This is a genomic window from Nitrincola salilacus, assembly GCF_046271865.1.
Lineage (GTDB): Bacteria > Pseudomonadota > Gammaproteobacteria > Pseudomonadales > Balneatricaceae > Nitrincola > Nitrincola salilacus.
The window spans coordinates 1,391,687-1,404,363 of sequence record NZ_CP176580.1; the positions used below are offsets into that span (position 1 = coordinate 1,391,687).

Below are 12,677 nucleotides of genomic sequence, written 5' to 3' on the forward strand. Positions count from 1 at the left end.
TTTCGGATTGGATTACATTAACAGGAATAAATGTAGACATCACCCCGGTAACTCAGGTGTCTTAGGCTGGAACAGCTGATGCCAGTAACGGTTTTCATCACAGAGAACTTCTGATGCAACAGACACCATCTCTCTCAGGGTGTGTGTCTCAGCCCAATCTGAGGTGGCTGAAGTTTGCATATCCGCCTCCATTTTCTGCTCATGAATATCCAGTGCTTCGAGGAGGGTGGTCAGCTGTTGCCAGACAGAAGTGGCCATGGAGGATACGCGTGATACCTCATTCTGTGTCAGGATGCCGTGAATGGCAGCACCCCAGGCAGGAAAGAACGCCGTAAAGATCAGAATACCCGGCAGTGACACGAAAAAATGGATGGTGACAGCGATAAATGTCAGGCTGAACAGGACAAATGCCAGTCGATGCAAAGAGGCATGGTTGCGATGCAGGTGATGATAGCTGCGATAGAAATACTGGCGATGCTCCTCCAGCACCTCTCGCACATAGGACAGCACACTGCTGTTATGTTGCGTCAGTGTATAGATCTTTTTACCCTGGGCGTCTCGCGGTAAACCCTCGGCGATCAGCACGCGTTGCAGTATCCAGCTTTCAGCACTGATCAACTGCATGCCTGCTTTCTGTTCAGAGGTTTTTGCTGGTGCCCAGATAGGATCAACAAAACTCCTGGGCAGTACCAGCAGCGGATACCCCAGCCTCAGATAGCGCAGCTGCTCGGCCAGAAAGCGAAAGCCCATCCAACGTCCGTGATAATCCCGGTAGCGAGCCTTCAGCACCCGCCTGACAATAAAGTGCAGTAGAAAGAACTCCAGGAACACCCAGATATAGGGCAGGCCCGTATCGCTGGCCGGCCAGAGATGGATAGCGCCTGCGACAGCGCAGAACACTGCGAAGGCAGCCGCATAGTAGATCATCCAGGTGTCATCTCGGTAGCGAGTGGCAAACAAACGCGCCATCGTGTCGCTCCAGTTGAACACCTCCTCCAGATCTGGTTCCTGTATCGGGTGCTGGTCGCTTATTGTCGTGCCGGGTTTTATGGATTGATACCCTCTGCTGCAGGGAGGGTAGCGCAGTGAATCGATTGCCTGTTTGATATCAAGCCTGGCCAGATTGGAGAAAAACCCATGGGCTCGGCTGACAAACTCTTCACGGCGTGAAAAGGTTCTTGTTTCTGTACTCAGGCATTCAACTATTCTGAACGGCTGACTTTTGGTCGGGGGATTGAACATCATGCCAAACCAGAGCCAGCTACCCTGAATCCACTCATATAATGATATGGGGCGTCTTCTCGGCTGGCTGAACAGTCTGGTCAATGACAGACACCAGAAGAGCCACTGGCCGACATATTGCAGCAGCGGCTTCTGCTTCTCTATACGACTGATCAGCTGTCTTTCGCGATTGTCCTGATCAAGACCGGCCTCGAATGGCAGGAGGATGTTCGAGATCCACTCCTGCAGTCGGTTGTTGGCTGGGTCGGAACCGGGCTCCTCTTCGCAGAACACTTGCAGAAGTGTGTTGGTATCAGCTCCCATGACACGCATCTGCGCGATCCAGGTATCGGTCAGGCGTTGTGGGTCTGCAATCATCAAGACAGGCTTGGAACGACTCGCTTCCAGCCGCAGCAGGATCACCGGTTTGCGTCTGAGGAGCGCATCCTTGACCATTCTGGCGGTGCCACTTTGAATCTGATCGCCTTCGGCATCATCCCAGACGGCCAGCAATAGATCGGAAAAACTCAGCGCAAGGTGATCGCGCAGTTCAAATTCAGTGTCGCTCAACTCATCCGTGTGGTGCCAGGGTTGCATGCCTATGGCAACACCGCGGTCGATCGTATGAGGCGGCAGGTCCGACTCATTAACTATCTGAGGAGCCAGCAGATGTAACGATAAATCAGATGATTGCGCACACTCTCTTGCCAGTTGATCAACTCCGCTGGCCAGTCCGGTGATGATCCTGTAATCAGGTGCCACATGTGCGTAGATCTGATCGGTTGACTCAAAGCAGGCTTCCGCCTGGTCTCGAATCAGCCTGACCTGTTGACTCAAAAGAGCCTGTAAGGCAATTGCACGCTGGTCTCTGTCATCGGCGGCCAGCCAGTGCCTGTCGAGTCTGGCCTGCCGGTGCCCGGCAACCAGAATGCTGAAAACCGGCACTATCCCTATGCATCCCTCTTTCTGAAAGACACTACTGCCTCTCTCTATAGGCGTATTTGCCGAATTGGCTACCTCTGCCGACTCACTGACACCGGTAAGCTGCATACTTCTCCCTTAAAAAGCTATTTCGGTCGGCGGTCGCCTTCCATGAACTTTGCAACAAACACCGCTTTGCCATAGGTTTCAAACGACCACTTCATAGCATCGCCGAGCACCTTCATCACTTCGTCATATTCACCGAATATCTGTGTGCTCATGCGGTTGGAGTGAACCTCCAGAGTACTCGATGCCAGCTTTTTGATCAGATTCCTGATCGGATCCTTATAGGACTCTTTGAGCGGGTAATAGCTTAACTCTACGGATAAATACATGATCTGGCCTCCAGGATCGACAACAGTATTCTATTATGTTTTGTAAGGCTAATGTTTTGCAGTACACTCTAATCGTTAAACTCTAATATGAAGCTCTAATAATATGAGCTCAGCGGCTTTCCAGCAGGCAATTAGCCGCTGCCAGTTCCAAGGATGAATCATGACACGTTATGTCTTGCGGTTGCTTGTATTAGTGCTGATATATCAGCCCGCGCTGGCGATGGGCACCACGTTTACGCCTGTGACCGCGACTTCAGATAATGTTGATCAGTTGCTGCAGGGTGGTTTTGTCCTGTTCATACGTCATGGTGCCACGGACACCAGCAGGCCGGATCAGGTACCGATTGATCTTGAAGACTGCGATACTCAGCGTCAACTGTCTGATGAGGGGCGTGAAGAGTTGGTGATGATTGCTTCAGCCATGCATGCGCTGACCATTCCCGTCTCCGAGGTGTTCAGCAGCCCACTTTGCCGTGCGGTGGAAACCTCCAGAATCCTGTTTGGTGATGAGTTTGAAGTGAACCCATTGCTGATGTATGTCGCTGCTCTTACCGATGATGAAAAAGCGCCGATTCTGCGTGAAACTGATCGGCTCCTGTCACTGCCGGTTGCAGCAGGTCAGAACAGGGTATTGGTTGCCCATGGGCCGAATATGGCAGAGCTGATTGAATACTTTCCGCAGGAAGGAAGTATCGTGATCTTTCGTCCTCTGGCTGGAAAGGCTTATGAGTATATAGCCAGTATCACACCGCAGGATTGGCCTGCGCTGGTGAGTCCTTCGATTGAATGAATAAGGGCAAGGGATGAATATCGGGCATAGGATATCACTGCTGATACTGCTGCCGGCCATGCTGGTACTGGTGGTGGGTTTGCTGCTCAGTGGCTGGTTTCTACATAGTTTGCAGTCACGTTATGTAGTACAGGTAAACAGTCAGGCACAGGATCTGGAAACGCTGCGTATGGCAGCCGACTTTAATCGCCAGGTGGGTTTGATTCATGCCCGCGCCAGCCAGGCTCTGGATCAGGCACGCTCTGGTGAGCTGGATGAGTTGAGTCTATATCGCATTCATTCCTCGATCGTCAATGAACTGCAGCCCGTGACGAACCTGGTACAACTGCTCGCCACATCAGAGCTGCTTCTGGATGTGAACCATAACTCGGCCAAAGGAATGGAGGAGCAGTACGCCAGCTATCGCAGTATGGTGATCATGGCAACGGAAATTGCTGCTATTGACCCGACAACCGCCCGTCAGCATTTTGATATAGCCCAGAGAAACTTTACTGAGTTCACCGTCTTTGCCAACCGTATTGCCGGATTGCTTACAGAAAGGGCATTGCTTCGCAATAGTGAATCCCTCAGTTCCTTGAAACGATTTTTCAATCAACTGGTGGTTTTTGGGTTGGCCAGTGCTTTTATCGTAATTTTACTGGCCTATGGAGGAGGGCAGCTGCTTTCAAGGCGAATGCGCCTGATTGCAGATGCGCTGAAAATGCTGGCTCATGAGCAGGTAGAAAGAGTTCCATTGCCTGAAATCGAACATATGAAACAGCAGGGAACGGGGGAGTTCAGAGATATTGCCGGTGCCCTGCTGCAGTTTCGGGAGACGATTGCACAGCGTAAGCTCGCAGAAGCTCAGGCACATCAACTGGCTTATTATGATCCACTCACATCCCTGCCCAATCGTCGTTTGCTGGGGGATCGTCTTGATCACGCCTGTTCGGTGAGCGCCCGAAATGGTGATTTTGGTGCGGTTCTGTGGCTGGATCTGGATCGCTTCAAGGTGATCAACGACAGTCGTGGTCATGCAACTGGTGATAGTCTGCTGCGAGAGGTATCTGCACGACTGCAGCGACTACTATACAGAGGTGAAACCGTTGCCAGGGTTGGTGGTGATGAGTTTGTCGTAGTGCTGGAATCGCTTGAAGGCAGTGTGAATGAGGTGCTTCAGGACGTTGATGAGAGGGTAGGCCAGATTAAAGAGGTGTTGTCGCTGCCCTATGAAGTAGGAGGCAGTTCACACTTTTCCACCCCCAGTATTGGGGTGGTACTTTTCTCCGGTGATGATGAATCGGTTGAAAGGTTATTAATGCATGCCGAGACCGCTATGTATCAAGCCAAAGATGCAGGACGCAATGCGATCAGTTTTTATGATCCGGGGATGCAGGCTCAGGTGGAGGCGCGGGCAGTACTTGAAAGTGAGCTCAGAAAAGCCATGGAACAACAGCAACTGGAGCTGTTTTACCAGCCGCAAGTCAATGCGTTGGGCGCTGTCATAGGTGTGGAGGCTCTGATTCGCTGGCGACATCCGGATCATGGGCTGGTGTCGCCCGCTGATTTTATTCCCTTGGCTGAAGAAACAGGATTGATACTGCCGATGGGTTTATGGGTTATAGAGACCGCGTGTCGTCAGTTGGAGACCTGGCAGGAAAAGCCCTTCGAGTCCGCGCTCACGATTGCCGTGAATGTCAGTGGTAGCCAGTTCCGCCAGGATAAATTTGTCCTGCAGTTGGAGGAGATCCTCCTCGCGACTCATGCGGAGCCGAGCAGGCTTAAGCTGGAGCTGACAGAATCGATCGTGCTGGAAAATATTGAAAGTACCGTAAAGAAAATGCGTCAACTCAAGGCTCTGGGCGTGCGCTTTGCGCTGGATGACTTTGGTACGGGATACTCATCTTTGCAATACCTCAAGCGTTTGCCACTGGATCAGCTCAAGATAGATCAGTCGTTTGTGCGGGATCTGGCTGAAGATCCTGATGATCGGGTGATTGTGAATGCGATCATTGCGATGGGCCAGGCACTTGGTTTGGAAGTGATTGCAGAGGGGGTCGAAACGGTCGAGCAGCAGTCAATTCTTGCAGCCAGCGGGTGCGATCTTTATCAGGGATATCTGTATAGCAGACCTTTGCCTTTGGCTGAGCTAAAAACCAGAATTTCATCTCAATTTGTAGTCATTTCCTGACAATCCTGTAGTTATTTACTGACAATTCTTTTGTCTAATAGGCGGTTTTTCCTGCGTCTGTTAGCTTTCATACGTGTGTATGATTTTTATTATCAAATCGAATGGTGTGGTTGCAGATCGAGCAGTCGACCGCGCTGTTGTTAAGGACAATAAGCGAGATATCATTATGTCAGGCGTCATCCGTAATCTTTCTATGACACGCAAGCTTCTGCTTCTTCTGATCGTGCCACTCTTTGGACTTATATTGCTGAGCGGTGCCAGAGTTGTGGATGACTGGCGTCAGGTATCGGCCATGAAGAGTCTGATCATCTCGGCTGATACCTCTGCTGCGATCAGCGAGGCAATTCATTATATGCAGGTTGAACGCGGTTCCAGTGGTGTCTTTCTGGGCAGTCAGGGGACGCAGTTCGGCGACAGAGTATCTGCTGCCCGAGCAGAAACGGACCAACGTCTTGCCCAGTTATTTGAAAGACTGCAAAACCAGGAACAGACTGCCTCAACCCGTGAATTGAGATCACATCTTAACGAACTCAATCAGTTACGCCAGCAGGTGGATCAACTGGCCATCAGTGGCGTTGAGTCAGGTCAGCGTTATACGGCAATGATTCGTCGCATGATCGACTTCACTTACGCCGTCGGTCATGGTGTAGAAGATCTGTCGGTGGCGCGTGCTCTGGACACACTTACCAATTTTATTGAGATGAAGGAGCGCGCGGGGCTTGAGCGCGCGACACTGGGGGGAGTGTTCGCGCGTGATAGGCTGGATCAGGAGTGGCTGGGGCGGTACAGCCGCAATCGCGGGGAGTATGAAGCCTATAGCATGAGTTTTCAGCGTGGAGCCAGTGACGATCTGGCTGCTGTGCTGAATAAGCAACTGCGGGGCCCTGCTATTGATGAGGTCCGACGATTACAGCAATTGGTGATGGAGGTGCCACTGGGTGAGCCGTTGGGTGTGCTATCTTCCCACTGGTTTGATCAATCGACTCAACGGATTGGGATGATGAGGGATATTGAAAGTCAGATTGCCAACGATATTCGGGCGATGGCAGAGGATCTGTATGATACATCCTTGAGTCGTATGGTCTGGCTGCTGGCCATTTGCCTGCTTGGATTGATGTTGGTGCTGGTGCTGGCTCAGTTGATTATTCGCAATATCCGCCATGCCGTGTCCGAGGTGGAGCCAGCGATCATTCGCCTCTCTGAAGGAGATCTGACGGTGCGCGCCCATTATGAAGGGCGTGATGAGTTCGGTCGTATTGCCACCTCCCTGAATAAGCTGGGAGAAGAGTTGCAGCATATGGTGGGTGATATCGCCAGTGCCACGACTCAGCTTGCGGCTGCCGCAGAGGAGTCCTCCGCTGTATCGCTGCAGACCAGCCAGGGGATACGTCAGCAGCAGCTCGAAACCGAGCAGGTGGCCACTGCGATCAATGAGATGAGTGCGACCGTGCGGGATATCGCCAGCAGCGCCTCCGAAGCGGCCGAACTGGCACATCAGGTGGATCGTGATGCCAAGTCGGGGCAAGCGGAGTTGGGAGACACCATTAAGCTGATTCAGGGCCTCTCGTCTCAGGTGCAGACAACATCGGCTGTGATCGAAACTCTCAGGCAGGAGAGTAAGGAGATCAACACTGTGCTGGATGTCATTCGTGGTATTGCCGAACAAACCAATCTGCTGGCGCTGAATGCGGCTATCGAGGCCGCCCGTGCTGGTGAATATGGGCGTGGCTTTGCGGTGGTTGCTGATGAGGTGCGCTCCCTGGCACAGCGCACGCAGCAGTCCACTGGTGATATTCATGCCATGATTGAGCGCCTGCAGACAGGATCCAGCGATGCAGTGAGTGCGATGGAAAGCAGTCTGAATCAGGCCAATACCGGGGCCGAGCGGGTGTCCAGTACGGGTGAGTTGTTGTCATCGATTCTGGAAGGGATTGCGAGTATCAATGATATGAATGCACAGATCGCCTCTGCAGCCGAGGAGCAGAATGCGGTGACGGAGGAGATCAATCGCAATGTCAATGAAATCAATGATATTGCGATGCAAACCAGTACGGGTGCAGAGCAGACGGCGGGAGCCAGTACGGAGTTGGCTCAACTGGCCGAGCAGTTACAGGCGCTGGTAATACGTTTTCGTATTGCTTGATCTGATACATTAACAGTGGGTATGAGGGTGAGTGTACCAGTTTGAGTACGCTTACCCTTTGCTCTGAGACTGCTGCTTGATCAGCAGATCACGTATGGCCGTACCAGCTTCCATAATGTGGTTTCTCAGCAAGCGACTGGCACCAGCCTTATCCCGGGCTTTGCACAGGTTCAGCAACTCGGCATGCTCACGCTCGGCTTTCTCTATCCCTGTGGTAAAGAGCAGTTGCATGCGGATGTAACGATCACATTTGGTGTTCAGGCTGCTGATCATTTCCAGCGCTTGTGGCATCCCGGAAGGGCGATAAAGCGACTCGTGATAGGCGTAGTTCAGATCACTCCAGCGCTCGACTCGAGTACCAGACTCCACTGCTTCCTCGAATTCATGCAACACCTCTTCGGCATGTTCGCAATCGCTGTCTTGCATGTGATCTATCGCTTTTTCAAGCACATGGCATTCCAGCAGCGCCCGTAGCTCGAACAGTTCTATGATCTTGTCGGGCGAAAGTTCTGTCGCCGTTGCCCCCTTGTGCGCTTCGAAATGAACCAGCCCCTGAGCCTCAAGCTGTAACAGCGCTTCACGCACCGGAATACGGCTGACATTGAACTCTTTGGCCAGTGAATCCTGACGCAGAGGATCACCCGCCTTGATATCGCCAGACAGGATCTTTTCGCGCAGGATATCCACCACCATCTGGGTGCGGGTCTTATAAACGTGTTGTGTCGGTATCGTCATGATCGATTAGAGGCAATGACTCAGGGATAGTAGATCTGCGCAGTATATCAGTTATGGATCAAAAGCGTGAAGCGCGCACCCAGAACCAACTCTGTCGGTACGCGCTTGCATGAAGGTTTGTGATAGTTCTAGATTCAGGAAGGGTCCAGCAGTGAGTCAGGAAGCAGGGCTTGAGGTGCATTCTGCAGACAGATCGGGCGCAGAAAACGCTCAATCGCTGTGCCACCGACCGATGTGCTTTGGCTGGCGGTGGATGCCGGATAAGGGCCACCGTGAATCATGGCGGTCGAAACCTCAACACCGGTTGGCCAGCCATTGAACAGTATACGGCCAGCCTTGAACTGCAACGTCTGCAGCAACTGGTGAGCAAGATCAAGATCGGTATCTGAGCAGTGCAGTGTGCAGGTCAGTTGTCCCTGCAACTGTGAGGCTATCGCTTTCATCTGGCTAATATCGCGACAGATCACCAGTGTTGCAGCCGGGCCAAACACCTCTTCCTCGCGCGTATTCAGCGCCAGCCATTGCTCCGCTTTGATACTGAACAGCACAGGCTGAACCTGATGCTCTCCTGGGCTCTGGGTTGCCTGAGCTTCAAGCTTCATGGCGGGTGTCTGCTGCAACTGCTGTATCTGCTGTCGATAACCGGCGCTGATGGCTGGTGTCAGCAGTGTGCCTGCCGGTTGGTGATGCAACGTTCTGGAGGCTTGATCGATGAACAGCTCAAGAGCGGGGCTTTGTACGGCCAGCACCAAACCGGGATTGGTGCAGAACTGACCAGCGCCCAGTGTCAGTGAAGCGATAAACTCGTTTGCCAGTCTTTGTGGGGCTGAATCCAGTACATCCGGCAGCAGGAATACTGGATTCACAGAGCCGAGCTCACCAAAAAAGGGGATAGGTTCAGGGCGTGATACAGCCAGATCATACAGAGCGCGACCGCCACGCAGCGAGCCGGTGAAGCCGACCGCTTTGATCTGTGGGTGCTTCACCAGTGCCTGTCCCTGTTGATGGCCTGAGCCCTGAATCAACGCGAAGAGGCCATCGGGCAGGTGGCAGTTTTTCAGCGCGCGCCTGATCGCAGCGGCTGCCAGCTCCGATGTGCCGGGATGAGCAGGGTGTGCCTTGACGATCACCGGGCATCCCGCCGCAAGAGCTGATGCGGTATCACCACCAGCCACCGAAAAGGCGAGAGGGAAATTGGATGCCCCGAAGACAGCAACAGGTCCAAGCGACAGATAGTGCAGGCGTAGATCCGGCTTGGGCAGTGGCTCACGCTTCGGGTTGGCCGGATCTATGACACTGCGCTGCCAGCTTCCCTGATCCAGAATAGTGGCAAAGAAGTTCAGCTGTCCGGTTGTGCGCCCCAGTTCACCGTTTAATCTGGCTTCAGGGAGGGCTGTTTCCAGCGCAGCTCGCGCAACAATACGCGATCTGTCATTTTCCAGCTCCAGTGCAATCTGGCGAAGCAGCTCCGCACGGGTTCTGGATGAACTGGTGGCGAACTGAATAAACTGATGCGCCGCCTCTTCAATGGCTTGACTGATCTCAGCGTCAGTATGTTCAGGAAAGTGGCCAGGCAGTTTTTCACCGCTGGCAGGATTGATCGCCTGAAAGCCAGCATCAGCCTGGAACAGGGTGTTCCATTCGGTATTCCAGTCGGTGTTGTTGAGTGGGTGTGTCATATTTGCTCCTTATTCTGTACTTTTCAGCGCCTGGTTTACTTGGCTTTTATTTGGCTCTTATTTGGTTCTTATTTGGCTCCTACTTGGCTCTTATTTGACCTCGAAGCCATAGGCGTAAGGATCTTCGCTGTCTACCCAGATGGTGTTGTGGCCGGTGACTCTGGCCCAGCCCTGGATGCTGGGCATAATGGCGTCATGCTCGCCGACTTTACACAGGCTCTCCACACGGCCGTGAAACAGACTGCCGATAATGCTCTCGTGCACAAACTCCTGCCCGACCTGCAGCCGATCACGTGCCACCCATTGCGCCATGCGGGCACTGGTGCCTGTGCCGCAGGGGGAGCGATCTATAGCACGATCACCATAGAACACGGCATTGCGGGCAGTGGCTTCGGGCTGTGTCGGTTCGCCTGTCCAGAGCACATGAGATACGCCGGCTACTGTGGGGTCATCCGGGTGTACGCAAGTGACGGCCTCATTCATCAGGCGACGGATAATCGGGCTGTAGTGCAGTATCTGATCAGCAGAAAAGGACTCAAGACCCTGAAAGTTTTTCTGTGGATCAACGATGGCGTAGTAATTGCCGCCATAGGAAACATCCACGACCAGCTCACCCAGGTCTGGTACCTGAATCGTGATGTCGCGGTGGGCCAGATAGGCGGCGACATTGAAAATCCTGACACTCTCCACTTTGGGTCCGTTCTGGGTGTACTCGATGCGAATCTGACCTGCCGGTACATCCAGAATCAAGTGCCCGGGACGTTTTGGCTTGATGATGCCGTTTTCGATGGCAATCGTGACCGTACCGATAGTGCCATGACCACACATCGGCAGACAGCCACTGGTTTCGATAAACAGTACCGAGGCATCTGCTTGCGGTGAGCAGGGGGGATATACAATCGATCCAGACATCATGGAGTGCCCGCGTGGCTCAAACATCAGTGCCTGGCGTATCCAGTCATGCTGTTTCAGAAAGTCCTGCCGCTTCTCGCTCATGGTGCTGCCATTCAGTGCCGGATAACCACCCGCGACCAGCCGTACAGGGTTGCCGCAGGTATGGGCATCGATGCAAAAAAAAGTGCCTTCTCTCATGATGTTCCGCCTTCACTTTTTATCGGAATACTATCGGAATCGAATCACTATATCGTCATTGTATATTTTATACAATATCGGTATTTTACCGTTTTGATGATGAATAGTGCTACCGGTCCGTGTCCGGCACCTGACATTTATCTGGGTGCGAAATATGAAATTTTAGTCAGCAATATTCTGGAGCTTAAATGGAGCCATCGATCGATATCGCTGTGGTAGGTGCAGGTGTGATAGGTGTCGCGTGTGCAACGCGGCTACAACTGGCGGGTTTCAAGGTCCTGCTGCTGGATAGGGATGAGCCGGGGCATGGCTGCTCGCTGGGTAATGCCGGGCATTTTGCCACCGAACAGGTGTTTCCGCTGGCTTCATTACAACTGATCCCGAAGATACCGCGCATGCTGCTGGACCCCTTGGGCCCTGTAGCGATCAGGCCTGCTTACCTACCGCGGATCACCCCCTGGTTGCTGCGGTTTCTGTGGCAGGCACGGCCTTCTGCTGTGGCTCATGGCACACAGGCAATCAGTCAGTTGAACCATGCGTCGTTGGGTGCATGGCATCGTTTGCTGGGGCAGATATCGGGCGAACACCATCTGATCAAGAAGGGCTCATTGCTGGTGTTCGAGACAGAGCAGGCTTTCAAGGCTTACCGCACCACACTGCAACAATTGCAGGATCAGAAGGTCGTTACCGAACACTTGAGCGGCGATCAGGCGAGGGATCTGGAACCTCAGCTGTCGCATCAGGTTCGTCAGGCCGTGTTATTTCCCGAAACCGGACATACACCCGATCCGCTGGCGCTGACTCAGTGCATGGTGCAGGCGTTTGTACAGGCGGGTGGTCAGGTGCTCAAGGCGGAGGTGACACAGCTTGGTGTGTCGGATCAAGGCTGTGAGCTTGTCACCCTGCAAGGGCGGCATCATGTTCCTCGGCTTGTGCTGGCAACCGGTGCCTGGTCCGGGCAGTGGCTTGAACAGCTAACTGGTACACGAGTCCCGTTGGATACGGAGCGTGGTTATCATCTGATGTTTCCTCAGTTGCGCAGTGCGTTGTCTATTCCTGTCAGCTCTGCCGAGCGCAAATTCATCATGACTCCGATGAGCGAAGGCTTGCGCTGTGCCGGTACTGTCGAGTTTGGAGGACTGAAGCTGGGCCCGGATATGCGTCGCGCCGATATGCTCAGGCAACATGCTGCCGGACTTTTGCCGCAGGTGGATCTGCAGCCTGGGCAGCGCTGGATGGGGCACCGGCCCTCCTTGCCCGACTCGCTTCCCATCATTGACCGCTGCGGCCCGCAGGGCAGGGTGATGCTGGCGTTTGGCCATCAACATCTGGGGCTGACTCAGGCGGCCATCACTGCGGAAATCATTGAATCCTTTGCCTGCATGCGTTCCGCTCCGCTGGAGATAAGCGCTTACTCATTGAATCGATTCAGAAAAATCAGAAGGTAAAATTTTAATCAAAAAGTTATTTGTATATTGTATAAAATATACTATTCTGTTTTCTGTAATGAACAGATGTTTTTATTAAAGGT

Annotated in this window: 9 protein-coding genes; 4 read left to right on the forward strand and 5 right to left on the reverse strand. The window is 53.0% G+C overall.

Annotation, left to right across the window (positions count from 1 at the left end; genetic code table 11):
• Nucleotides 1–39: 39 nt before the first annotated feature.
• Both ACK3CJ_RS06520 and ACK3CJ_RS06525 read right to left on the reverse strand, forming a co-directional pair.
• Nucleotides 40–2,271, reverse strand: a complete 2,232-nt coding sequence (locus tag ACK3CJ_RS06520) for a hypothetical protein (RefSeq protein ID WP_409525640.1) — start codon at nucleotides 2,269–2,271, stop codon at nucleotides 40–42.
• Nucleotides 2,272–2,288: 17 nt separating this feature from the next.
• Complete coding sequence (locus ACK3CJ_RS06525) at nucleotides 2,289–2,537, reverse strand: thiamine-binding protein (protein ID WP_409525641.1); 249 nt, start codon at nucleotides 2,535–2,537, stop codon at nucleotides 2,289–2,291.
• Nucleotides 2,538–2,697: 160 nt separating this feature from the next.
• On the opposite strand from ACK3CJ_RS06525, the gene ACK3CJ_RS06530 reads away from it, so the two are divergent.
• The 3 genes from ACK3CJ_RS06530 to ACK3CJ_RS06540 all read left to right on the forward strand — a co-directional run bounded on the left by ACK3CJ_RS06530 (nucleotide 2,698) and on the right by ACK3CJ_RS06540 (nucleotide 7,640).
• Nucleotides 2,698–3,327: a histidine phosphatase family protein gene (locus ACK3CJ_RS06530; protein WP_409525642.1), complete on the forward strand. Its 630-nt coding sequence runs from the start codon at nucleotides 2,698–2,700 to the stop codon at nucleotides 3,325–3,327.
• Between the two features lie 13 nt (nucleotides 3,328–3,340).
• Complete coding sequence (locus ACK3CJ_RS06535) at nucleotides 3,341–5,497, forward strand: putative bifunctional diguanylate cyclase/phosphodiesterase (RefSeq protein ID WP_409525643.1); 2,157 nt, start codon at nucleotides 3,341–3,343, stop codon at nucleotides 5,495–5,497.
• A gap of 166 nt (nucleotides 5,498–5,663) precedes the next feature.
• Entirely contained in the window at nucleotides 5,664–7,640 is a 1,977-nt protein-coding gene (locus ACK3CJ_RS06540) for a methyl-accepting chemotaxis protein (RefSeq protein ID WP_409525644.1), read from the forward strand.
• A gap of 51 nt (nucleotides 7,641–7,691) precedes the next feature.
• Here ACK3CJ_RS06540 and ACK3CJ_RS06545 read toward each other — a convergent pair whose 3' ends face one another.
• The 3 genes from ACK3CJ_RS06545 to ACK3CJ_RS06555 form a co-directional block, all read right to left on the reverse strand.
• Nucleotides 7,692–8,375: a GntR family transcriptional regulator gene (locus ACK3CJ_RS06545; RefSeq protein WP_409525645.1), complete on the reverse strand. Its 684-nt coding sequence runs from the start codon at nucleotides 8,373–8,375 to the stop codon at nucleotides 7,692–7,694.
• Nucleotides 8,376–8,509: 134 nt separating this feature from the next.
• Complete coding sequence (locus ACK3CJ_RS06550) at nucleotides 8,510–10,054, reverse strand: aldehyde dehydrogenase (NADP(+)) (RefSeq protein ID WP_409525646.1); 1,545 nt, start codon at nucleotides 10,052–10,054, stop codon at nucleotides 8,510–8,512.
• 90 nt (nucleotides 10,055–10,144) lie between these two features.
• A complete protein-coding gene (locus ACK3CJ_RS06555; protein WP_409525647.1) occupies nucleotides 10,145–11,146 on the reverse strand; it encodes a 4-hydroxyproline epimerase in 1,002 nt (333 codons plus the stop codon).
• 188 nt (nucleotides 11,147–11,334) lie between these two features.
• Here ACK3CJ_RS06555 and ACK3CJ_RS06560 point away from each other — a divergent pair, with 188 nt between their 5' ends.
• Nucleotides 11,335–12,594, forward strand: coding sequence for an NAD(P)/FAD-dependent oxidoreductase (locus ACK3CJ_RS06560; protein ID WP_409525648.1), 1,260 nt, complete (start codon nucleotides 11,335–11,337; stop codon nucleotides 12,592–12,594).
• The last annotated feature ends 83 nt before the right edge of the window (nucleotides 12,595–12,677 follow it).